The following is a 23,961-nucleotide window of genomic DNA, read 5'->3' as shown; positions in this document are numbered from 1 at the left end:
CCCCAATGTTACGACGTTATTATTACCTCATCATTATCAATTAATTTTTGAATGTATTCATCAAGTTCACCATCTTTATCTTCATCATTTACATAGTAAACACGCCTATCTACATCTCTTAAATAGGAGTTGATTGCAATGTGATTCCTAGTATCAATGAAACTATTTGTCTTTGCATACCAACTTTCGATATGCGAAATATTTGTTTGTAAATCCTTAAGCCAAGCCTTTACTACTGAAAGTATAGTATCTGTCTGAACCCCTCCTTTAACCGCCCAAAATATATAAAAATCAGATCCTATTTCTAGTATATTTTGGACAAAGTAATACTTCCCAAAATTGTCTCGAAACCTCTGTTGTAAAGAAACTACATCCAACTGGTGAGATCCGTGAGCAGCTTCCTGTATCATCAATGCAAATTCTGATATGTAAGGAAGCTTTGAGAGTACAATGGTCTTATTAGAAGCATTTTTAACATGTATTTTACTGGGAATTTTAGTAACTTCCTCATTGAGAAGTTGTTCTGAGTTAAGTAAAGAGTATTCTATTTCCTTAATATTATAACTATAAGAGCTACAAATGGTAAGGCCTTTGAATACTGGCTTGTTATCTTCATTACTTAAATACTCAAGATTATCAACTATGAACTTTTTAATTTCAGTATGTGCAGATTCATCAAATATTTGGTTATTATCCTTTATCTTGATGACTTTTCTTATTACATCTAAAATTATGTCTTTTAAGTTGCTTTCCAATTCAATAACAACTTGCAGCATAGTGTGAGTGCCTTCATATCTAACCTCTTCGACATTATAATGTTTTAAAGTATTTGATAAAGTGTTTTTTGATAATATATTATTATGCGTTTCAAATCTGAAAAGTATGTGACACCTCGAAGTTAATGGGCTTGTTATCATATTAATGTACTCGTTCCTGTTTTTTAAATATGTTGTTTGCTTCATTGGTAAGACGTCGTGTTTTATAGAAATATCTATCGATGTTTCTGAATCTATTGAGTCTCCATAGGAGGTAAAGTAATTATAAACACTCTTATAAGAAGGTAAAGTATTTATATTTATAATATCAAAATTTGTATTAACGTATGAATTCTCAATAAATTTACTTAAATCTTTTTTTAAAAGATAAATACCAATATTATATTCTTGTCTTGAAACTTTTTCATGGAGACTATTAAGAATTGTTTCTATTTCTCCTTTAGAAAGGTAATGCTTTTTTTGGTGAATCGTTAAATATAGGTATTGTTTATTTACAGAGATCCTTGTTTTAACTTTTGGGTTCATTTTCTTTACTCTAAACAATAGTATACGCTTGATAACTTCCAGCACACCTTTTCGGTGTTTTAATTCTCCAGGAAACTTGATACCAGCACCTATGAACCCTAATGCTTGGTACACCGGCTTGATGCCAAAACTATTACTTTCAATAAAAATATCATTTGAGAATTTATAGCTCTGTATTATATTGTTTAAATCTTTTTCAATCCACGGACCAATTAAAAATAATTTATTTGGAACCATGCTCTCAAGTATTTTGTAGATCTCACCAATCTCTATATCGTCTAGATTAGAAATCTGACCAATAACCGAGTTTCCATATTCATCCCCTTCAAAGGTGAATTCATTCAATTGTTCAAGGAATTGATACTCTTTATTAAGATTCTTATTTATAATCTCATCTTTTATAATCACTTTTTCTTGTTGAAACTCTTCTAAAGTAGGTTTTTTATCACCGGCATTAAAGAACAAATTTATAGCGTCGTTCAACTCTGTCTTAGAAACTCTCGTCCATAAAATCATGTTGTCTTTTTTTGTTGCACCGTGAACAAAAAACTTCCCATTATTTTTACATAGCAAATGCTCAACAAAATGCGTACTTCCTATTTTATTATGGATAGCTCCCAAAGGATATTTTGCTATAACCATACCATAATTAAGATGTTGTAAACATACATGCGCAATTCTTTGGTTAACACTCTTCATAAACTTCACCTATAAATTTTATTGTGTCTTCAAGCATATAATTTTCACTTAATCCTAACTCGTAATAACGGTCGATGTTTATTTCTTGTTTTTTTTGATTGTTATGAGCTTTAATCTTTTTATTCCAAACTTGATTAATAGTATCAATTAATAATTTTGATCCTCGATTAACAGTACTTCCGATGTTTATTATGCTAAAGTCCAGATCTGTAAAATTCAAATGATAAACTAACGATGCAACTTCCCTAACATCTACATAATGATCGGCATGTATTAATTGTTTTATTGAAGAAGGTGATATTCTATCATAATAAATTGCACATAAAGCTGTACTCATCCAATTACCACTCTTCCCATGAATTGGACCTAACACACCAACAGGTCTAATTATTTTAACATCTATATGGCCTGGTATTTGAAGTAAAAGTTTCTCATTATAAGCTTTAATAATACCGTATGGAGAACTTGGAGATATCGGATCCCTTTCATCCATTCTTTGAGTTGACCCATATACTGCAAAAGAGCTTAAATATATGATCCTCTTAATTCTGTTATTATTAGAAATTGCGGTAACGATTGATTGAATCATATTTGCTTCTTTTGATAACGCCTCTTCAAAGTAAGATCTAATATATTTTGACATGACTCCTGCCGCAATGACAATTGAGTTAATTTTATGTTGATCACATATAGTATTAAGTTGGCTTGAACAGTAGACCCTACTATTTATGTGCAGGCTATTTTTATTCTCAATCTCCTTATCAAGTTCATCCATAGTAACAATATCTGAATTCATGGTTTCAAATTGGTCTGCGATATAATGGCCTACTAGACCATATCCTATCAATAAAGTAGTCAAATCTATATTCACTCCATTTCGTTGCAAATCTCTTTATAAAACTCTGCAAGCCTTACTATCGCAACTTCAAATTCTTTTTTGTCTACTCCAGCTGATAATCGTATAAAACTCGAGCTCTCAGTTCCGAATACATATCCTGGGGTTAGAAGTAAATTTTTCTCTTGGGATAATCGCAAGACAAAGTTTTGGGATGTCAATCTTGTATTTTTTATATCGACACATAAAAACATACCTGCCTGAGGCATCAAGTATGGTATATTTTCTTTATCTAAATAAGTCTTAGCCCAATTTATATTTTGTTTACAATAACTATATAACTCCATTGGAAAATTTTTTGCATATGTCAGTGCACCTCTAGCTGCTAACTGACTAAGCCAACTGGTAGACATTTTTAAATCCCATTGCACATTTGTTAAGCTCTTAATAATGTTTTTATCTCCTGACACATATCCAACTCGTATTCCAGCAAGTGAAAAAGACTTAGAAAAACTATAGACTTTTAAATATTTTCCCTTAAGAGATATTCTAAACTCTCTTTTCTGTGAGCTGTTACTTATGAATTCTCTATATACGTCATCATCAATTAAATATGATCCATACTGTGTACATAACTTCTCTAGTTCTTCTTCTATTTCATAGGGAGCTAAGAGGCCTGTGGGATTATTAGGGCTATTCCATATAATAACTTGAGCATTATTGTCCAATCCCTTCTTTATATCACTAATAGTGTGCTCCCAAGAGTTTAAAATCCTATATGTCTCATATTCGCAATTATTATGATTTAAGATTTTTGTATAGTGGATAAAGGAGGGGTTAGGTATTAATATCTTTTTATCTTTGAAATGTGATATGAGTAGACTTAATGCAGAGGTCGCACCATCACTAATCAGTACCTCTTCAGTATTTTCTACAGCACTATCCCAATCAACAATCAATTCCCTTAGTGCTTTACTACCACCTTTCATGGTATAGCCAGGCCATTTCTTTAGGGCATTTGCGGCAATAAACTTCTTTATATTTTCATGTGTATCAATCTTAACTTCACCCAAACGCATGTCAATTGCTTTCATACTCATCTCCTTCTACTCTTGCAATATGTATTCCACACTCATCTATCGGTAGAATAATTTCTTTTGAGAAATGTCTTCTATCGCCAGTAAACTTGTAATATTTATTAAAATCTTCTGCGAACTTATCAATGCAGGGATCGTGAGCTAAAATTAATGCCCCGTTCTTAAGTTTCTTATACCATTTATCTATAAGAAGGGAATATAAAGCTTTTGAACCATTACTGTCTACATCAATAAATAGTATGTTTATACTTTTATCTTCAAATTCTTCCACATAATTAACAGCATTTCTACACTCAATGTGAATATTATCTGTCTGTTTAAACAAACGTTTAAAATTATTTTCAGCATACTTACAAGCTAAAGAATCAATATCTAATCCATAATATTCAGCATTGTTATTATTACCTAGAACTAACCATAGCATCGCATAGCCATAATAGCTCCCTAAGCAAACTACATTACCTTGAATTCCCTGCCCAATACTAAATAGTAATCTTTCCATAATTGGCGTTATAGTAGTTGAAGGAACCTCCCAAGCAGAATTCGCCACCATTTTCTTATGTTTCAGGAAGGAATTATAGTCAAATAACATATCCTTATTAGTTATACCATTGCTGACTAAGTTATTTGTTACCCCTAAAACAATATCGTTACTGTTCATTTTTTACCTCCACTTTTGAAAATGATAGACCAAGGTTATAGGCTTCTGTCGATTTGTAAATAAGTTCCTTTCTATTAATTATTCTAGGATTTGATATAATGATATGTGGACTTTTTAATATTGCACCCATGTTTAAAAACATCTTTTGTAATTGATTTAGCCCTAAGCTCGCATCTTCCTCCTCTGCCCCCACTACAATTAGGTGTATTTTCTTTCCTTTAAAAATGTATTTCCCGTCTGGTGAATCATATAAAGGACCACACATGACATTAATAAAATTTATAAACCCACCTGCTACCATACAGCAATACGCAGGAACAGAAAAAACAATTGTATTATGTTCCTGAATCACATCATTTATTTTTTTCAGATCAAGTAGTTTGTAATCATAATAAAAACTCCCATTATAAGTTGGCAGCTGATACTCACGCAAATCTAAGTAAGAAAAGGGAGCGCCTGCATCTTCGCACCCTCTTTTTACTAATCCAATTGTTTCTCTGGCTGCAGACTTACCTTCAACTCCTAACTCTGGCTTAAAACTACCTGATACTAATAGTACAGACATATTAATCAGCAACCTTTCTTTTAAATTGTTCTGACTTCTTCCTCAATAAGATATGCATTCATATCAATATCTGGTACATCTTCTAGGTCTGTTGATGGATGGTATGATGGTAACTTTGTTTTGGGTTTTTGAAGACTATATGAACCACTTTTATTAATAATGCTTGGGTTTAACTTACCTTCTAAAATACAATTAATTTTTTCAAAATAAACTTGCTGTGTACCATTTTCCTTTGCGATCAATAAAATTGTATCAATATATTCCTTCAAAGAGTCTTCAGCTAATTGCCAAGCTACTTCCAACCCACTTAAGAAAGAATCAAGTGCCTCATTCATTAAATTTTCTTGATATAAAACATAACCAAGCCCATAATAAATTCTTTCCAGATATAATCTATCTTCATGCCTTAATGATATATCTCTAGATTCTTGTAATAACTCAATACCTACCTCTTTATAACCTGCCTTCCAATTCAACATTCCTGAACGATAGGTGTATACTTTCCTTAAATATTCACTAGATGGGGCGGCGGTTGTTATGTAACGTTTAAAAGCTTGCTCCCAACAAACAACTGCCTCTTTATAATTCCCCTTAACTTCTAACAAAAAAGAAATGTTAGAGTATAAATTGAATTTAAGATATAAAGCTGCTTGGCCTTTTTCTTTACTTATTAGGTCTAATGCTTCTAATTCTTCTCGAAGAACTTCTTCAAGTTTTTTATGTTTTGTTTCTTGTTTTAACTTACTAGCCTCAATAGTTTTCATAAAACATGTTCCGTTTATAAGCCATGAATATTCTAACTTATGGTCTTCGTTAGCATAATCCAGGTAGGATAAGCCTTTGTTAAAATGTTTGCTTGCCAACTCCATGTCATAAAATCGCTTAGTTGTTAGGAGTCCACATAAGTACTCAATATGAGCTTTTTTTGTATTTATTAAACTATTCCCCAAAGCCATCTTGAGAGCCGAGTATGATTGATCGATGTTACCCAAATTTGCATATATTATTCCAAGAATACGATATGCTTCCTCATCATTCTCAATTCTCGTAGACCTTATTAATTCATTGGTATACAGAAGTGCTTTCTCATAGTTTTGGGTTACTAAGGCGAGAGCAGCCTCAAAATTATGGTTTTTGCTTAATTCAATTTCCATATTAATTTTCATTAATTCTTTAGGGATATCGCCAATAATATTTGGTTTTAGACTATCTTTAATTCTATTAAAAATCTTAGCTCTTGCATTAAGTATCGCATCATTAATATTCAGAAAATCGAATTTATTTCTATCTTCTACGTTCAAACCCAAACTAGAGCTGAAGAAAAAATTTATTTGTAAGTTTTTTCTTTTTGACATTGTTAATAATCGATGAACCACCCTTAGACTTGCTCTATCTATATACTGAGCATTGTGGAAATTAATAATTAGAGGGTTATCTGAGCTATACTTTAAATTATCTACTGCTACTAAAAATTTGTTGCAGAATAAATCTATTAGTTTTGCAGTGCCGATAGACTCCCTGCTTATTCTACGAATGATGCTAAAAATAACAGAATCAGCAGATATATTGGTATTTTTCCATTCAGCTAATAAATTTTGCCATGCTTTCTTAGCATTTTTCATTTCTGAGTTATTAGTGTCGAAATTATTCATAACTTCAGTAAAGCTACTATAAGAATTAAATCCTTCTTTAACTTCAAAGTTAATACAATGTTTATAATTATTATAAAAATTGTTAAAATACCAATTGTGTATGTGCACTGGACTTTCAACTCCCTCATAGATGTAAAGGCAACGAATTGAATTCGCTGCCTTTACTTTTTTATTAGTTACGAATTACCAGGCTACACTAACTAAAGCAGTTTCTACTTCCTCTTCGGTCATTTCAGCATCAGTATTGAGGTTTTCAATAGCATTCAGAAGTTCTTTTGGTAGTTCTTTCATCACTTATTCCTCCTCTTATTTGAATTTTTGAGGGCCTCTCAAATAACACTTTAAACCAAGGAAGAGATCATGTCAACTATTATTCTGTTTATTTAGAAAATATTTTATGTTTAACTTTTTTAGTAAAGTTTTTGTGTTATATTTCATGTAATTTTGAATTATTAACTAAAAAGTTATTTCTTATTTGTGCTATAAAGTTACCACAATAAATTAATAGATAAGAAGCTTTTCCAACTTGCTGAAAGTGAGTAGTCTTTACGCTACTGTTAAATAAACTTCATCATTGCATTTAAGCCATGTTAAAAATTCAAAATAATTCTAACTTATTAATATACTGACACGTAAATATATAAAGCTTTTCCTTCCATATTTAAAGTAAGATTTATCACATACACTCTCAGTTCATACTATGACAATATATTTAATGTTTAGTTTTTAACTTCATATATTAGTAGATTGACCAGCTACCTTGGAATTATAATTTTCTTGGCATATTCACTCCACAATTTCAATTGTGGCCGCCATTTGTTTTCCGTATATTTACAGTTGTGATAGTTTTTTATACATAACCTATAATAAACACTGAGTGTCTCTAGCGTGCCGGCAATTATTCTACATTCACGATCTCTTTATATAGTGGCTATTTGTCAATTTAAGTACAACAACTCATCCTATATATAAAGCCTCTTGCACAGCTTTCAATTTCAAGCATTTGTGTGCGTGTCCATTGATTAAACACATGAAATGTCAATAATCACGATATCTGATAGCTTCATCCAGATACTTAATCTGTATTTTAGAAAAATTACAAACAAGGATATTGTCGAAATTTGTAATATAATCACTTAATTTAGAAAGAAGCGTTAAACTAATATTCTCTTTAGTGTAAAATAATGGTATAAAATGATTATGCATATAGCTGTTGTTGAAGGGATTGATGCTTTTGTCTAGCTCGCTGGTAAAGAAAATAGGTGAGTGGCTTCGAAAAATATCACATCATCAAATTGAGGAGGCTGAATCATTAAGAGCTGAAATTGAAGATGAGATGCGATTTGCAAGCGTGGAGAAACAAGAGAGGGCTTACTTCGACTTGGTGTATTTTAAACATCAATTAATTGCGGGCGAAATTGTAAATCAGCCCGAAAGACAATTATCGATGGCCAATAATCTGGATCAAACAATGAAGGACACCAATCACACACTTCAATATCTGTATCACTATATGGAAGGCATTGTTCATACAAGTACTGAAAACTATGCAATGGCATTAAAACATTTCACCACTGCAGAAAAGCAGTTAGGGTTTTTAAATGAGTATGAACAAGCGGAGTTTTATTTTCGGCAAGCGAATGTGTACTATCGAATTGATCAGAATATAACGGCGCTAAATTATGTTAACGAAGCGTATGAAACCTTTAAAAACTCAGATGTTCATGTCATTATGCAAATTAATTGCTTGATCATAAAAGGCGGGATTTACTCAGAATCAGGATCTTATGATAAAGCAAATGAGTATTTCTCTTACGCCCTTAAAAAGGCAGCCCCTCATGCTTATTATAAGTCATTAGTGCTTAGGGGTATCGCTCTTAACGACTATCGTTATGGACTGTTAGAGAGGGCTGAAAAAGGATTTAAAGCCTCGCTCGTAGAAGCGAAGAACAAAAGCACAAATGTGGAGATTAAGACAAAATACAATCTAGCCAACACGTATTTAAGACAAGGCCACAATGATTTAGGTGAACCATTAATTGCTGAAGTTGAAAGCATCATTGAGAAACAAGAGTGTTCACTCAATGAATATAAAGCTAAGTGTCTAATATCTAGGGGGTTATATTTCAATAGAATAGTAGATAATGAATTAATCGAAAAAGGCTTAGACATTTTACAAAGTCGTTGTCTTTTGTTTGAGAAGTCCGAGATGGCTACTGAGGTTTATAATTACTACAAATCCATCGATGATTATCAAAAAGCTGTGCACTACTTGGAAGTGTCTTCGAAGTCAAAACAAGGTGATATTCTAATGGTAGGGAGATGAAAGTAATGTTGAAAGTAATTTTCGGGCTAGGTTTAATCGCATCGGTTTTAGGTAGTGAGGGCGTATCTGCTGCTGATGAAAAAGCAGTGAATACGGATCGTATGGAAGATGCTATCATTCAACCTCAAGACAAAGTAGACATTGGATAACTAGACAAGTGATCCCCCCTTTTTCATATTTCTTGTCACCTCCTACTATAGAAAGCAGGAGGTTTTTTCTTTTTCTACAAGCATGTAGATATATACACTTTTGTAGTTGAATGATCAGCGGAACATTGGTGATATAAAATATACATATGTGTTGTTTGTGCTAATTGATACGCCAATGCATGTCGGTCATTAAAAATATCAGCTCCATTAGACTGCAAGCATTCTGCGGAGTAGTGACCGCCATTTGGTTTTTCAGATGATGCCACATTCGTTGACGGGCTACTATCCCTCTTCATAAAACGATCTCTTTGGAGAGAACAACTGTTAAATCTCTTTTTCATTGATCAAAAAAACAACACGCCTTCCTGAAATCGAAACGCGTGTTATTCACTCTGCTGTTATCCTTTCGGACGGAATACGAGAGCCGCTAAAAATGAAAAAATGATGGCGGCAGAAATACCTGCACTTGTAATCTGAAAGATCCCGGTAACGACACCAATGAGTCCTGTTCTGTCGGCTTCTGCTAATGCACCGTGAACGAGCTGATTGCCAAAGCTTGTAATCGGAACGGTTGCACCGGCACCAGCAAAGTCGATCAGTCGTTCGTAAACACCAATTCCATCGAGTATTGCTCCGACAACAACCAAAGTGGCCATCGTATGTGCTGGCGTAAGTTTCAGACCGTCCATTAACAACTGACCACACACACAGATGATTCCACCAACGATAAACGCCCAGAGAAAGATCATGAGTTACCCCCTCTCTTCTCAATTGCAACCGCATGAGCGATACAAGGGATCGATTCTTTTTGCTGGAACGTAAGCGGGGATAATAACGCACCTGTTGCACAAACAAGGATACGGTTATACACCCCTTTTTCCATGTCTTGAAGGATTTTGCCGAAAACGACTGAAGCTGAACATCCTGTGCCGCTCGCTCCTGACATCGCCTCAGGTTCGTCGTCATAGATCATCAATCCGCAATCTTGAAACTTGCTTTCAGCCAAATGTACACCTTGTTGCCGAAACCATTCGAGTGCGATTGAACGTCCTAGTTGACCGAGGTCGCCTGTCAATATTAAATCATAAGCACTCTCATCAATCCCAAAATCTTGGAAATGTGCTTGAATTGTATCAACCGCTGCAGGGGCCATCGCTGCCCCCATGTTAAAGGGGTCTTTAATGCCATTGTCCACGACTTTTCCGATCGTCGCTTTCGTTACGACAATGTCCGAGCCTTCAGAAGCGACAACAGCAGCTCCTCCTGCTGTAACGGTTCTTTGTGATGTAGGGGGTCGTTGCGCTCCGTATTCAATTGGATATCGAAACTGTTTTTCTATGGCGCCGTAATGACTTGCGGTACCGGCAAGCACCGGGGATGCCCCTTGCTCAACGGTGAGTGCAGCCAAAGCCAAAGCTTCCATTGATGTTGAACACGCACCAAACAATCCGAAGTACGGAATCCCAAGTGTTCTAGAAGCAAAACTTGTTCCGGTAATTTGATTGATCAAGTCCCCCCCAAAAAGAAAGGCAATGTCTTCGGGCGTTTTTCCTGCTTTTTTAATGGCTTGTTGGCACGCTTCTTCCATTAGCTTTTTTTGCGCTTGTTCGAAACTGTCTTCATTCATCCACAAGTCGTCGTACACTTTATCAAAGGTTTGACGAAGCGGCCCTTTAGCCTCTGCAGGCCCCGCCACCACGCCTGTAGAGAGGATACAAGGAGATGTTGGATAGGCGAAACTTCTCTGTCCTGTAAACACTACATTCCCCCCCATTGCTGTGTGGCAATCGTATAGATTACACCAATAACGAAAGCGGCGACAGTACCAAACACAATGACTGAACCAGCAAGCTTAAACATATTACCACCCACACCGAGAACATATCCTTCAGTCTTATATTCAATAGCTGTTGAAGCCATCGAGTTTGCAAAACCTGTAACAGGAACTGCTGTACCTGCACCGGAGAATTGGGATAACTTGTCATACACACCAAGCCCTGTTAAAAGCACTGAAATAAAAATCAATGTAGCGACTGTAGGTGCGCCAACGGTCGCTTCACTAAAATTGAAAAACGACAAATAAAATAATGATATGCACTGACCGATCACACAAATGAACCCTCCCACGAAAAATGCTTTCACACAATTGAGGAAGATCGGGCGTTTAGGCTCCAACCGACTGGCTACTTTTTGGTAGGCTTCCTTTTCCATTGACTCGTTCGTTTGCTTCTCTTCCATATCATTTACGCCCCTTTCAAACCGGTTTCATGAATTCTTTTATTTTTAGTAACCGTTCATGCAAATGCCATCCGTCTACTTTCTGTTCAACAATGTCTTCTTCTAAGTTTTTGAGCTCCTTAAAAGCTTTCAGATCCGTTGAAAAGTGTATATCTGCATCAGACGGCAACTGTTCTTCAAGCTCGGTTTCGGCTTGTTTTTGTACATCTTTTAAATTCCACCTCGCATGGTGCTCCACTGCTGCGGAGATGAATACATGATTCTCCAAAGATACAGCATGAATTTCCGTAATATGTTCCATTTCAGAAATTGCATCTTTCGCTGCGTCAGCGAGCTGTTGCTCTTTTGCTGGTGTTGCATTTTCATGAGGGGAATTCGTCAATTCGACGACGTGAGGGTGTTCCGTATGATGGGAGATTGCACTTTCCCCGCTTTTTTCACTGTCGTTTGTGCACGCACTCATCATGAGACACAGTGCAACGGCAACGGTTGTTGATAGCACGCGTGACACACGCATAACATCAAACCTTTCTATCACTCATTTCTGTTATTATTTGTGAACAAACTTCTTCAATACATAGCAAACATTTCCTCAAAAAAAAGACTGAACACGGTAGGTTCAGTCTTTTTCGTCATCAAGTTGTTCTTTATAGTTGGTAAGAAACAGATCCATCTGTTCTTCTCCTTCATCACTTGCCGATTCATCAATCTTTGGTAGCGACTCTAACGATTCGAGATGAAACACATCAAGAAAGCGCGTCGTCGTTTGATATAATATCGCCCTGCCTGCACCTTTTACTCTACCCGCTTCCTCAATGAGCCCTCTGTTCACTAATGTATGTAATGCCCGGTCTGCTTTGACCCCGCGCACCTCTTCAACATCAAGCCGGGTTACGGGTTGTCGATAAGCAACAATCGCCAACGACTCAAGCGCCGCTTGGGACAGTACGGATCGTTCTGGTGGCTTTGCATATTTCTCAACATAAAGAGAAAATTCCGGTCGTGTCGTCAGCTTAAATGTTTCGCCTACTTGAACAATTTGAAGTGTTTCTCCGTGCTCTTCATATTCTTGTTGCAACCGTTTTAACTCGCTAACAATTCTCGATTGATTGGTTTCTAATGACTCAGCTAAACGGAGCGTATCTAGCCCTTCGTCACCACTGATGTAAAGAATCGTCTCTACAATGCCTGTGAGATCTTGCTCCATGCTACACAATCCGCCTTTCAATATAAATATCGGAAAAATTATCGTCTTGGTAACAAGATACGCGTCCATCTTTCATGAGTTGTAACAGCGCAATAAAAGTTGTGACCTGTTCATTCACCGGTCCGTTTGTAAATGTCTCTTGAAAAGATACACGCATATGCACTTCGGAAATACGTGATACAATCGTGTTCATTTTCTCTTCAATCGTCCATTCTTCTGCCTGCATTGTTGTCTCTCTTGGCTTCTCAAATCGAATGCGTTGATTCATCCGTTGAAAGGCTTGGATGAGGTCGGTCATCGATACGTCTAACGGGTCATTTGTTTGCTCGGTTTCAGACACGTCAATGTCAACATCTGTTGGCGACTTGCTATATAATTTCGCCCGTTCCATCTCTTTTTCTTTTAGGTGCTGGGACGCTTCTTTATATTTTCGGTACAACACAAGTTGCTCTGCTAATTCTTCTCTTGGATCCTCTTCAAGCCACTCTTCGTCTTCGAATTGTTCGTCGTACAAGTCAGGTTTTGGCAATAACATCTTACTTTTGATCGCTAAGAGTGTTGAAGCCATAACAAGATATTCACTCGCTACATCCAACTCCAGCTGCCTCATAGCACGTATGTATTTCATATATTGAGCGGTAATTTCAGCGACCGGTATGTCATATAAATCAACTTCAGCTTGTTGGACAAGGTGCAACAACAGATCTAGGGGACCTTCAAATCCTTGCAGCTTCACATGATAAGGCTCCATGTGCATTCCTCCATCGGAAAAGCTCCTCGTTTACATACGCAACGGGGAGCTTTTATAGTTACGTTTCTAAATTTGTACGATGGCTTTGGCAATTGTTTAGAAATGGCTCTGTACTCTCGTTTCCGATGAACTTCGCATCTAAACGGTCTTCCAGGGTACACACCATTTTCACACCAATACCTTCGGAACGAAATGATGGGTTCACACACACGTGCTCCAGAAGTCGTGTTCCGTCTGCTTGTTCAGTGAACCCGATGACACCGACAAAGTCATCGTCTTTTTTCCATAAATACAACTTGCTCTTCTCATCTTCTTCATAGCGATGAATGGTTTCGGTTAGTGTTTTTATATCTTTAAGATCTGGCATATAGGATAATAACCCCATCGCGATCTTTTTAAAGGCTGATTTGTATTTGACTAGCATCGGCCTTACTCCCCCTCTTTACAAGAGATCACATTCAATACATTATTCCCGTTTCAAAAAAAACGAAAACATGGACACGCCATGTTTTTCGCAAATTAATCTCAGTCAATAATGTTCTATTATACAGATGCGAGGCTTGAACCTCAAGTTTTCTTCGTTTTGCCTTATAAATGCAAGTCGTATTGTGTTAGATCTTTGTAAGATTCTCTTCTCACGACAAGCTGATGTTTGCCGTCTTTAATGAACACAACAGGTGGTTTTGGCAAACGATTGTAGTTACTTGCCATCGAATATCCATAAGCCCCTGTAGAATATACAGCTAACACATCCCCAGGTTGCGCTTCTTTGAGTTGAATACGGTCAATGAGCATATCCCCACTCTCACAAGCTTTTCCAGCAATCGCATACGTCCGCATTTCTTCGGTATCGCGATGATGAAACAACGTCGCTTCGTATTTCGCATCATAAAGTGCTGGTCGAATGTTATCGCTCATCCCACCATCAACACTAATGTAATGTCGTACATCTTTAATGTGTTTCTCTGCACCGACCGTATATAAGGTTGTCCCTGCCTCTCCTACGAGAGAGCGCCCAGGCTCAATCCATATTTCAGGCATTGGAAGTTGCAAGCGTTCACTTTCTGATTGTATTTCATTCACAACCGCATGAACGAATGCTTGCGGATGAATCGGGTCATCTTCATTCGTATAACGAATGCCAAACCCTCCGCCTGTGTTCATTACTTCAGGCACAAAGGAGAATTCGTCATTCCAACTCTCAATATGTTTGTACAATACTTGGACAGCTTCTTTAAACCCAGCTGTCTCAAAAATCTGTGATCCAATGTGGCAATGAAGCCCAAGTACATGTAGATTCGCATCATGAGTTGCTTTTTTCACAGCTTCCAAGGCTTGCCCACCCGTAAGATCGAAACCAAATTTGGAGTCTTCCTGACCGGTAGATATATATGCATGTGTGTGTGCCTCGACACCAGGCGTAACACGGAACAGTACGTTGGCGACACACCCAAGCCGTTTGCTTTCTTCAGATAGCATGTCGAGCTCATGGAAATTGTCGACGACAAAACAACCAATATTTGCTTCTAATGCTTCAACAATCTCTTGTCTGCTTTTGTTATTTCCGTGAAAATGAATCTTTTCTGGTGGGAAGCCTGCCAATTGCGCAGTGTATAATTCACCACCAGAGACGACATCTAAACTAAGACCAAGCTGGTCGGCAAGCTCGACCATCGCTATACAACTAAATGCTTTGCTGGCGTATGCCACTTGATAGCTTACACCTGCGGTTTCAAACGCTTCTTTAAATGCTTTTGCCTTCTCTTCGATCATTGCCGTGTCATATGCATACACAGGCGTTCCATAAGAGGCAACGATCTCATCTACATCCACGCCTCCGATGGTTCGTTCGGTTTTTTCTACATTTTTGGACATGCCCTCACCTCTTACATTTCATGCCCATTATTGTATCATCTCCACTTCTCAAAAAGAAGCGTTGTTACTTGTTCCCTTGTTTGACCACATCTTTTGGATTCACAATCTTTGGTCGCAACTTCATACTTGGTACAGTCGTTCTCGAAACAATTTGCCACATCCCCACAGGATCAAACGGTAAAAATGGCCATAAATACGGTTTATGAAACGGTTTCATTCGTACCATCCAAATAAAGGCAATCGTGAGTGACAACACGAACCCATATGCGAAAAACAAACCGGTTGCAATGATAAAGAAGATCCTCAAGATCTTTAAAGCAACGCCAAGCTCCGCACTCGGAACTGCAAAAATCCCGACAGCGCCTAAGGAGATGTACAAAATAACTTCAGGAGTTAACAGCCCGACTTGAATCGCTATATCGCCAATAAGTAATGCAGCAACGAGACCCAGGGCTGTCGCAAGAGGTGACGGTGTGTGGATGGCTGCCATTCTCAACAGTTCAATCCCGAACTCTCCAATGAGTACTTGGGCCATTAAAGGGACATTGTTTTCCTCTTCAACCCCTAAATAACTAAGTGTTTCTGGAATCATATCCGGTTGCAACACGAGCAAAGTCCATAACGGTACGATTAATACAGCGGAGAGTATACCGATAAACCTTACCCAGCGCAAAAACGTTCCGACCGCTGCAGACTGTCGGTATTCCTCTGCGTGCTGTACATGATGAAAAAACGTAACCGGTAAAATAATGACAGACGGTGATGTATCAACGAACAAGACGATGTGACCTTCTAAAAGGTGAGTCGATGCTACATCGGGTCGTTCCGTATATCTGACGAGTGGAAATGGATTCCACCCTTGGTCAACGATGTACTCCTCGATCGTTTTGTCAGCCATTGAAATTCCGTCAATATCAATACTCTCAAGCTCTTTTTTTAGAATGGTTACAAGGTCTGGGTCTACAATTCCGTGTATGTAGGAAATGCAAATATCGGTTTTTGAACGCACACCGACTTGCATAATTTCATTTCGCAAATTCTCATCACGAACGTGCCTTCTCGTAAGCCCAGTGTTCTCGATGATGTTTTCTGTGTACCCGTCTCGTGCACCACGAACGACACGCTCAGTATCAGGCTCTTGAGGGGAACGTCCTGGATAATTTCTAACATCTACGACGAACGCCTGATTTTCCCCTTCTAGCGTGATAAAGATCAAACCAGAAAGCATGTAAAAAATACAATCCTCAATCGTTTCCGTGTACTCCACTTGCAAATGAGTAAGGTGATTTTCGATCGTCTCTTGAACAGTCGTTGCCTCAGGATCTAAATGATCGAGATGCATGAGTTCTTTTAACACTTCAATGACGTTTTCAATATTCGTAAGTCCGTTACAATAGTAGATTTGAATTTCTTTTTCTAATACATTTAGCTTACGTACACCGACATCAAAACTTTCTTCCATGCCGAGACGTTGTTTGAAGATCTTTTCATTTTTATGAATGTTGGTCGAGAGCGGTGTATGTTCTCGTTTTGATTTTTCTTCCATCGAATTAGCCACTCCTTTCCAATATTAGGTGTAACGCTCGCTGCGTGACAGGTGAGCCGTGATGAGGATGATCTTTGCCGCCCATTTTCCCTAAATCACCTACACCAACGATGATCGGTAAAGCCAATTGATCTAAGATGTAGACCGTATCTCCGTAAACTCGGTGGTCATCAAGCTCTTCGATGCCTTCTTTATCGACCCCATTGGACACAAGGTTTCCATTACGGTCAATGGACACATTGACCCTCGTCCAATCGCCAGACCGATTTGCTGAAGAAACAGCCAATGCCCCGAGCACATGAATGTGACCCTCTTCAACAAGTCTTTTCATTAATCGTTCACCAGGTCCCACGCTCGTCGTGCCTGCATCATCAAACATGACGACTGTCGTGTCATGCTTACTGTGCAAGATCGCCTTATGAAGATCTTCATACGTGCACACAGAGGGATTTCCACCAGACAAAATGATACACCCGAGGTGGAGAACTTTTGTAGCGGCTAGAACTGCCTTAACAGCAATTGCATCCCCGTCCGTGACAAAAATCACTTTACTCATCGTCATTATCCTCTCTCTAGTCTTTCCTATTATGATTCAAGACGTTTTGATTCATGCAGAGATTATGAAACAATACGGTATGTGAAATTTCATGACGATGCACAAAAATCCTCCAAAGTTCCACAATTCATGTGGGACCTTGGAGGCGAAGATCATTCTACCATTTCTTTTCGCATTTTTTCTAATATTTTTTTCTCAAGTCTAGACACTTGTACTTGGGAAATACCGAGGCGTTCAGCCACTTCTGATTGTGTTTGATCTTTGTAATACCGTAAGAATACGATCAATCTTTCCCTTTTTTCCAAATGTGTGACCACATCTCGGAGAGCCAGCTCTTCAAACCACTTCGAATCATCTGGGTCTGACAATTGATCCATTAACGTAATCGGATCCCCTTCATTCTCATATACCGTTTCATGAAGAGATGACAACGTTCGTGTTGCCTCGTTTGCAAATACAACATCTTCTGGTGTGATGTCTAACGATTCGGCAATTTCATTTAAAGTCGGAACGCGGCCTAATTTTTTCGTTAACTCTTCTTTTTCTTTTCGAATTTTGTGATTCAATTCTTTTAATGATCGGCTCACTTTAACCGTGCCATCATCGCGGATAAATCGTTGAATCTCTCCGATAATCATCGGTACGGCGTATGTTGAAAACTTCACTTGATACGTTAAATCAAATTTATCAATCGCCTTCATTAAACCGATGCAGCCGATTTGAAATAAATCTTCTGCTTCATATCCACGGTTTAAAAAGCGCTGAACGACAGACCATACAAGTCGTGTGTTTTTCTCGACGAGCTGATCTCGTGCCGTACGATCGCCTGCTTGACTATCCTCAATCCATTGTCTGACCGTTTCATCGGAAGGTTGTTTTCCTTTTTTTGTTTTTGTCTCCATAACAACGCCCCTTAATGATTAAACACTTTATTCTTGGACAGCTGTTTCTTGACGTAGACGGTTGTTCCTTTACCAACGACAGACGTAATGTTCATTTCATCCATGAAGTTTTCCATGATGGTAAAGCCCATACCTGAACGTTCCAACTCGGGTTTTGATGTATACAGCGGTTCCCTCGCTTGGTTCACATCCGGTATTCCGCCCCCTTCATCCATCACCGTAATTGCGATTACATCTTCTTCTAAATGAACAGCAATTGTGACAGTCCCTGCAGGGTTTTCATCATACCCGTGAATAATTGCATTCGTGACGGCTTCAGAAACAACCGTTTTAATTTCAGTTAGTTCATCCATAGTCGGATCAAGCTGTGCAATAAATGCACCGACACTTACGCGGGCAAACGATTCATTTTGACTTTGTGCGGAAAATTGGATTTGCATTTCATTTTTCATTTATACGGCCTCCCCCAATGTCCGTAATGCCTGTGATTCTCGCTCCTCGACGTTTAGAACTTTAAATAACCCTGCCATCTCAAACAAACGGTGAACCGGTGGGCTTACACCGCAAACGACGAGCTTTCCATCTCGTGCTTGCAATTTCTTGTACCTACCAAGTATGACACCAATGCCCGAACTATCCATAAACGTAAGTCCTTCAGCATTTAAAATAATATGGCGAGTAGCTGGGTCGTCCAATTCGGCATCGACGACCCTTCTTAGCTCACTTGCCGAGTGATGATCCAATTCCCCGTGAATCCTCACACAAAGAATGTTATTCCTTTTTTCAATGTCCACCATAAAACTCATAACCGCTCCTCCGTTCTCTAACTGCAATAGATCAATTGTGTCTCATGATAACATTCAACGTAACTTTATGACTTCCTTTTCAGTTGACAAAAGCAGTGCAAAACTTCTCCCATTGCTCATGATTCGTCAGAAATCGTCCCATCATCTGTGTTTACACCGATGATCTTTAACGCTGAGCGTTTAAACAATTCCCACCAAGACGCGCTATCTACCGATTCTGCAGCAACAATTTTGGAAGAGGCTACTGGCTCACCGTTTTGAATTAATTGAAATTCTCCAATCGTATCGCCCTCGGCAACTGGCGCTTTCACATCATTCATTTGGATGCGTTCTTCAACTTCTTCAGATTCTTGATTCTTCTTCAGCAATAGACTGATTTTATTTTCCAGTTTCCCAACGACCGAGTTTTTCGTGCCTTTCTCAACAGGAACAGTTGTTACCGCAGCCCCTTTATCAAACAGCGATTCTACTTGATAGTTACTAAACCCATGATTCATTAAATCGGTAATCGTGTTATTTCTCACTTGCGGAGTTTCAGCGCCCATAACAACTGCAATTAAGCGCATATCATCACGCTTGGCAGTTGCGGTTAATCCGTATTTTGATTCGCTCGTATACCCTGTCTTTAACCCGTCCATCCCTTCATAAAACTTAATCAGTCGATTCGTGTTTACGAGCCAAAATTCATCTTCTGTGCCTTGCCGTAAATAATCTTCATAAATACTTGTAAACGTTGTGATTTCCTCATGCTTTAACAGCTCTCGAGCTATTTTCGCTAGATCATATGCACTCGTTTCATGACCACTTGAAGGCAAACCGTTCGTATTATGAAACGTCGTATTTTTTAAGTCGAGTTCCTTCGCTTTATCATTCATCATCTCTACAAAATCTTCTTCTGTCCCTGCCAAATGTTCAGCCATGGCAACCGATGCATCATTACCAGAAGCTACAGCAATCGCTTTAAGCATATCGCGAACACTCATTTCTTCTCCCACTTCCAAAAACACTTGAGAGCCACCCATGGATGCTGCTTTTTCGCTAGTAGATACCATATCTTCATACTCTAATTCGCCTTCGTCGATTGCCTCCATAATTAAAAGCATCGTCATAATTTTAGTCATGGACGCTGGCGGAAGGGCTTGGTCCGCATTTTTCTCCATTAAAACTTCTCCAGTATCTGCTTCAATGAGTATGGCAGACTTTGCATCATCAATCATAGATTCCTCGACCGCTAGTGTTGGTTTTGCGCCACTTGTGAACAGCAAAACAACTGCAACAAATAATAGTGCCCCTTTACGTATCATGTGTTTACGCTCCTCCGTTTTTTTTACTAGTTTCACCAACGAAGAGACGTTCTATACACATCTTTTGTAGCTTTATAGACTTCAATTAACGGGTTTATCTTGACGTTAAACAAACAAAAATCCAAGAAGCAAAAGCTTCTTGGATCGGTGTTCTCTACATTTCATCTAAAATAAGTGGCCTCGCTTCAACTCGTTGCTCTGTCATTTCATAGCTTTCTTGAATGAGTGCCTTTACAGAGGCAACGTCTTCTGTATTGCTGTGCAAGTACACGAGCGCTTCCCCTTTTTCAACATAGTCGCCACGCTTTTTCTTTACTTGTACACCGACACTATGATCAATCGGGTCATCTTTTTTCATTCTCCCAGCACCGAGGTGTCCGGCAGCTTGTCCTATTTTTGCTGCATTCATTTGTTTTACATAACCGCTTGACTGTGCAACAACTTCAATGACGTGTTTTGCAGTTAAGAAGTCTTCTGGTTGGTCAACGAGTTCACCTTGACCTCCTTGACGGACAACAAACTCTTTGAATGCTTGTAACGCTTTTCCAGAGTGAATGAGATCTTTTGCAAGCGCTTCGCCTTCCTCTACATCTTTGACGCGATCAGCGAGAACGAGCATATGAGCGGCCAAACGAATGCTCAACTCCCTCACATCCCGAGGTCCTCCACCTTTTAATACGTCAATGGCCTCTTTCACTTCTAATGAATTGCCAACCATCTCACCTAACGGCTGGTCCATATCTGACAGTACCGCAACCGTCTCCCGGCCGAGTTCATTCCCGATATCGACCATCGTAGAAGCAAGTTCTCTTGCAGCTTCAATATCACTCATAAATGCGCCGCTACCGACTTTTACATCCAACACGATGCCGTCAGCACCCGCTGCAATCTTTTTGCTCATAACAGAACTTGCAATGAGCGGCATCGCATTGACCGTCGCTGTCACATCCCGAAGGGCGTATAACTTCTTATCTGCAGGCGTCAAGTTACCTGTTTGGCCTACGAGAGCAAGTTTGTGATCATTTACTGTATCAATAAAGTCTTCGACTTGCATTTCTGTTTGGAATCCAGGGAACGCTTCAAGTTTATCAATCGTACCGCCGGTGTGACCTAAACCTCGTCCTGACATTTTAGCAACAGGCACACCTGCTGCAGCAACAAGTGGTGATAAAATGAACGTCGTTTTATCGCCTACTCCGCCCGTTGAATGCTTGTCTACTTTTTTTCCTTCGATATTCGAAAGGTCTAGTTTGTCACCAGAGTCTGCCATTGCCATCGTTAGTGCAGCACTTTCACTTTTCGTCATGCCTTGAAAATAGACGCTCATCGCCCAAGCCGATGCTTGGTAATCAGGGATGATGTCTGTTGTGTATTCACGAATAAATTGTTTGATCTCTTCATCGGTGTGCGCTCCACCGTCTCGCTTTTGTGCAATAAAATCTACCATTCTCACGACGATCACTCCTGTACTTATAATTTATAATGAACGAACAATGGCTCGTACAAGTGTTAAGAAATTCCCTTTCACTTCGTTCGTCGTTTCAATTACCTCTTCATGGCTAAGCGGTTGATCTAAAATGCCCGCTGCTGCATTTGAAATGCAAGAAATACCAAGCACACGCATGTTCCGATGCACAGCAACAATCACTTCGGGTACAGTGCTCATGCCAACAGCGTCAGCACCAAGGGTACGAAACATCCGAACTTCAGCTGGCGTCTCGTACGTCGGACCCGTCGTTCCAGCGTACACGCCTTCTTTCATTTGTAGACCCAGTTTCTCAGCTTCTTGTTTGGCGAGTTGTTTATATGCCCGGTCGTATGCAGAAGACATATCCGGAAAGCGCGGTCCAATTGCATCATCATTTGGCCCAATCAGTGGATGACTGTGCATATGATTAATATGATCATCAATAAGCATCAAGTCTCCTGGTGAAAAATCAGTATTTACACCACCGGCAGCATTGCTTACAATTAACGTCTTTGCACCAAGGTCTGCCATCACTTGAACGGGCAAAACGACATCACTCATCGGATAACCTTCATAAAAATGAAACCGCCCTTGCATCGCGATAACTGACTTTCCTTCTAGTGAACCGATGACAAACCTTCCAGCATGGCCGGACACAGTAGAGCGCGGAAAACCGTCCAATTCTTCATAAGGAATGATCGCATCTGCTTCGATCTTGTCCCCTAAATCCCCAAGGCCTGATCCGAGAATGATGGCAATTTCTGGTACAACATCGGTTTTTGACCTCATGTATTCAATCGTTTTTGCAGTCGTCTTCATGACGGTTGATTCCCCCCTAACAAGTCCAAAAAGCTCGTCCCATACTCAGGCATCTTCACACCAAAATTGTCCGCAATTGTCGCACCAACATCGGCAAATGTATCTCTTGTGCCTAAATTAACTGACTTGTTCTGTCCTTTTTGGTAAACGAGCAACGGCACTTGTTCTCTCGTGTGATCCGTACCTCGGTACGTTGGGTCATTGCCGTGATCAGCTGTAATCATGAGTAAGTCGTCGGCATTTAAGCTCTCAAACAGTTCAGGCAGCCGCTCATCAAACTCTTCAATCGCCTTTCCATATCCGTGTGGATCTCTTCGGTGCCCAAATAACGCGTCAAAATCGACAAGGTTTAAAAATGATAATCCCGTGAACGATTTATTAGTAGCTTCGATTAACTTATCCATACCATCCATGTTTGACGACGTTCTCATCCGATCGTTAATGCCTTCTCCATCAAAAATATCATCAATCTTTCCGATCGCTTGTGATGTAAATCCGCCTTCTTCAAGCGCATTCAAAGCGGTCGGTTGAAACGGCTTTAATGCATAATCATGGCGGTTCGCTGTTCTTTCAAATGCCCCTTTTTCACCAACGAACGGACGTGCAATAATTCGCCCGAGCATGTACGGCTCATCAAGTGTGAGCTTACGTGCTTTTTCGCAGATCTCATACAACTCTTCTAGTGGAACGACTTCTTCGTGAGCTGCAATTTGTAATACTGAATCCGCGGATGTATAAACGATAAGGGCTCCTGTGTCGACATGTTCAGCACCAAGTTCTTTAATGATCTCCGTGCCTGACGCAACACAATTGCCGATAATTTTTCTGCCCGTTTCTTCTTCTAATTGGGAAATGAGGGCATCGGGAAATCCGTTCTCAAACGTTCGAAATGGCTTGTCCACAAACAGCCCCATAAGCTCCCAATGTCCTGTCATTGTATCTTTGCTTTTGGATAGCTCATTCATTTTGCCAAAATCCCCGAGCGGCGTTTCGACTTGCTCCAAGCCAGGGCCATCTTTTAAGTAACCGAGCCCGAGCTGGTTTAGATTCGGGATACGTAGACCCCCAACAGCATGTGCAATGGAGCCGAGCGTGTCCGATCCCTCATCTTTATATTCTAAAGCATCGGGTGCATTTCCAATGCCAAGAGAATCCATCACGACTAAAAAGACGCGGTTGTATTTTCGTTCACTCACAAAAATCT

Annotated in this window: 25 protein-coding genes; 2 read left to right on the top strand and 23 right to left on the bottom strand. The window is 39.1% G+C overall.

Annotated elements, in window-relative coordinates; genetic code table 11:
* Nucleotides 1-8: 8 nt before the first annotated feature.
* From ACE1TF_RS12340 to ACE1TF_RS12315, 6 genes are read right to left on the bottom strand one after another with little or no spacing between them, the layout of a single operon-like run.
* On the bottom strand, nucleotides 9-2,000 hold the full coding sequence (locus ACE1TF_RS12340; protein ID WP_375017139.1) for a peptidase M16 family protein: 1,992 nt from the start codon (nucleotides 1,998-2,000) through the stop codon (nucleotides 9-11).
* Nucleotides 1,987-2,859, bottom strand: a complete 873-nt coding sequence (locus ACE1TF_RS12335; protein WP_375017136.1) for an NAD-dependent epimerase/dehydratase family protein — start codon at nucleotides 2,857-2,859, stop codon at nucleotides 1,987-1,989. The genes ACE1TF_RS12340 and ACE1TF_RS12335 overlap by 14 nt, the downstream gene beginning before the upstream one ends.
* A gap of 8 nt (nucleotides 2,860-2,867) precedes the next feature.
* Nucleotides 2,868-3,929 (bottom strand): pyridoxal phosphate-dependent aminotransferase, encoded by a 1,062-nt coding sequence (locus ACE1TF_RS12330; protein ID WP_375017134.1) that lies wholly within the window; start codon nucleotides 3,927-3,929, stop codon nucleotides 2,868-2,870.
* The gene (locus ACE1TF_RS12325; protein ID WP_375017132.1) at nucleotides 3,916-4,593 is read right to left on the bottom strand and encodes an O-methyltransferase; all 678 of its coding nucleotides are present in this window, start codon (nucleotides 4,591-4,593) and stop codon (nucleotides 3,916-3,918) included. Before ACE1TF_RS12325 ends, ACE1TF_RS12330 begins: the two co-directional genes overlap by 14 nt.
* Nucleotides 4,583-5,158, bottom strand: coding sequence for an NADPH-dependent FMN reductase (locus tag ACE1TF_RS12320; RefSeq protein ID WP_375017129.1), 576 nt, complete (start codon nucleotides 5,156-5,158; stop codon nucleotides 4,583-4,585). The genes ACE1TF_RS12325 and ACE1TF_RS12320 overlap by 11 nt, the downstream gene beginning before the upstream one ends.
* A gap of 20 nt (nucleotides 5,159-5,178) precedes the next feature.
* Nucleotides 5,179-6,918 (bottom strand): hypothetical protein, encoded by a 1,740-nt coding sequence (locus ACE1TF_RS12315; protein ID WP_375017126.1) that lies wholly within the window; start codon nucleotides 6,916-6,918, stop codon nucleotides 5,179-5,181.
* A 1,126-nt stretch (nucleotides 6,919-8,044) separates the two neighbouring features.
* Here ACE1TF_RS12315 and ACE1TF_RS12310 point away from each other — a divergent pair.
* Together ACE1TF_RS12310 and ACE1TF_RS12305 are read left to right on the top strand one after the other, a co-directional pair.
* On the top strand, nucleotides 8,045-9,136 hold the full coding sequence (locus ACE1TF_RS12310) for a response regulator aspartate phosphatase (protein ID WP_375017124.1): 1,092 nt from the start codon (nucleotides 8,045-8,047) through the stop codon (nucleotides 9,134-9,136).
* 5 nt (nucleotides 9,137-9,141) lie between these two features.
* Nucleotides 9,142-9,285: a hypothetical protein gene (locus tag ACE1TF_RS12305; protein WP_375017121.1), complete on the top strand. Its 144-nt coding sequence runs from the start codon at nucleotides 9,142-9,144 to the stop codon at nucleotides 9,283-9,285.
* Between the two features lie 398 nt (nucleotides 9,286-9,683).
* Here ACE1TF_RS12305 and spoVAE read toward each other — a convergent pair whose 3' ends face one another.
* The 17 genes from spoVAE to deoB all read right to left on the bottom strand — a co-directional run bounded on the left by spoVAE (nucleotide 9,684) and on the right by deoB (nucleotide 23,953).
* Nucleotides 9,684-10,034 (bottom strand): stage V sporulation protein AE, encoded by a 351-nt coding sequence (gene spoVAE, locus ACE1TF_RS12300; RefSeq protein WP_042397537.1) that lies wholly within the window; start codon nucleotides 10,032-10,034, stop codon nucleotides 9,684-9,686.
* Nucleotides 10,031-11,044 (bottom strand): stage V sporulation protein AD, encoded by a 1,014-nt coding sequence (gene spoVAD / locus ACE1TF_RS12295; RefSeq protein ID WP_375017118.1) that lies wholly within the window; start codon nucleotides 11,042-11,044, stop codon nucleotides 10,031-10,033. The genes spoVAE and spoVAD overlap by 4 nt, the downstream gene beginning before the upstream one ends.
* A complete protein-coding gene (spoVAC, locus tag ACE1TF_RS12290; protein ID WP_375017116.1) occupies nucleotides 11,044-11,523 on the bottom strand; it encodes a stage V sporulation protein AC in 480 nt (159 codons plus the stop codon). The genes spoVAD and spoVAC overlap by 1 nt, the downstream gene beginning before the upstream one ends.
* Nucleotides 11,524-11,539: 16 nt before the next feature.
* On the bottom strand, nucleotides 11,540-12,040 hold the full coding sequence (locus tag ACE1TF_RS12285; protein ID WP_375017114.1) for a YhcN/YlaJ family sporulation lipoprotein: 501 nt from the start codon (nucleotides 12,038-12,040) through the stop codon (nucleotides 11,540-11,542).
* 102 nt (nucleotides 12,041-12,142) lie between these two features.
* Nucleotides 12,143-12,730: an SMC-Scp complex subunit ScpB gene (scpB, locus tag ACE1TF_RS12280; protein WP_375017111.1), complete on the bottom strand. Its 588-nt coding sequence runs from the start codon at nucleotides 12,728-12,730 to the stop codon at nucleotides 12,143-12,145.
* A gap of 1 nt (nucleotide 12,731) precedes the next feature.
* A complete protein-coding gene (locus tag ACE1TF_RS12275) occupies nucleotides 12,732-13,481 on the bottom strand; it encodes a segregation/condensation protein A (protein WP_042397528.1) in 750 nt (249 codons plus the stop codon).
* A 58-nt stretch (nucleotides 13,482-13,539) separates the two neighbouring features.
* Entirely contained in the window at nucleotides 13,540-13,905 is a 366-nt protein-coding gene (locus tag ACE1TF_RS12270; protein ID WP_042397525.1) for a GNAT family N-acetyltransferase, read from the bottom strand.
* A gap of 164 nt (nucleotides 13,906-14,069) precedes the next feature.
* A complete protein-coding gene (gene lysA / locus ACE1TF_RS12265) occupies nucleotides 14,070-15,356 on the bottom strand; it encodes a diaminopimelate decarboxylase (RefSeq protein WP_375017107.1) in 1,287 nt (428 codons plus the stop codon).
* A gap of 64 nt (nucleotides 15,357-15,420) precedes the next feature.
* Nucleotides 15,421-16,902, bottom strand: coding sequence for a spore germination protein (locus ACE1TF_RS12260; RefSeq protein ID WP_042397522.1), 1,482 nt, complete (start codon nucleotides 16,900-16,902; stop codon nucleotides 15,421-15,423).
* Nucleotides 16,903-16,906: 4 nt separating this feature from the next.
* Complete coding sequence (spoVAEA, locus tag ACE1TF_RS12255; RefSeq protein WP_375017105.1) at nucleotides 16,907-17,464, bottom strand: stage V sporulation protein SpoVABEA; 558 nt, start codon at nucleotides 17,462-17,464, stop codon at nucleotides 16,907-16,909.
* Nucleotides 17,465-17,610: 146 nt separating this feature from the next.
* Nucleotides 17,611-18,360 carry an RNA polymerase sporulation sigma factor SigF gene (sigF, locus tag ACE1TF_RS12250; RefSeq protein WP_375017102.1) on the bottom strand — a complete coding sequence of 250 codons (750 nt, stop codon included), beginning with the start codon at nucleotides 18,358-18,360 and terminating at the stop codon, nucleotides 17,611-17,613.
* Between the two features lie 11 nt (nucleotides 18,361-18,371).
* On the bottom strand, nucleotides 18,372-18,812 hold the full coding sequence (spoIIAB, locus tag ACE1TF_RS12245; protein ID WP_042397515.1) for an anti-sigma F factor: 441 nt from the start codon (nucleotides 18,810-18,812) through the stop codon (nucleotides 18,372-18,374).
* Nucleotides 18,813-19,166 carry an anti-sigma F factor antagonist gene (gene spoIIAA / locus ACE1TF_RS12240; RefSeq protein WP_042427456.1) on the bottom strand — a complete coding sequence of 118 codons (354 nt, stop codon included), beginning with the start codon at nucleotides 19,164-19,166 and terminating at the stop codon, nucleotides 18,813-18,815. It lies immediately after the preceding gene.
* A 116-nt stretch (nucleotides 19,167-19,282) separates the two neighbouring features.
* The gene (locus ACE1TF_RS12235) at nucleotides 19,283-20,470 is read right to left on the bottom strand and encodes a D-alanyl-D-alanine carboxypeptidase family protein (RefSeq protein ID WP_375017099.1); all 1,188 of its coding nucleotides are present in this window, start codon (nucleotides 20,468-20,470) and stop codon (nucleotides 19,283-19,285) included.
* Nucleotides 20,471-20,624: 154 nt separating this feature from the next.
* The gene (locus ACE1TF_RS12230) at nucleotides 20,625-21,923 is read right to left on the bottom strand and encodes a pyrimidine-nucleoside phosphorylase (protein WP_375017096.1); all 1,299 of its coding nucleotides are present in this window, start codon (nucleotides 21,921-21,923) and stop codon (nucleotides 20,625-20,627) included.
* Between the two features lie 24 nt (nucleotides 21,924-21,947).
* Complete coding sequence (locus ACE1TF_RS12225) at nucleotides 21,948-22,757, bottom strand: purine-nucleoside phosphorylase (protein WP_375017093.1); 810 nt, start codon at nucleotides 22,755-22,757, stop codon at nucleotides 21,948-21,950.
* Nucleotides 22,754-23,953, bottom strand: coding sequence for a phosphopentomutase (gene deoB / locus ACE1TF_RS12220; protein ID WP_375017090.1), 1,200 nt, complete (start codon nucleotides 23,951-23,953; stop codon nucleotides 22,754-22,756). The genes ACE1TF_RS12225 and deoB overlap by 4 nt, the downstream gene beginning before the upstream one ends.
* Nucleotides 23,954-23,961: the final 8 nt, after the last annotated feature.

Source organism: Geomicrobium sp. JSM 1781026 (assembly GCF_041949955.1).
Classification (GTDB): Bacteria; Bacillota; Bacilli; order Bacillales; family Marinococcaceae; genus Geomicrobium_A.
Note: the sequence above shows the minus strand (reverse complement) of the source record. Positions and strands in the feature narration are given on the sequence as shown.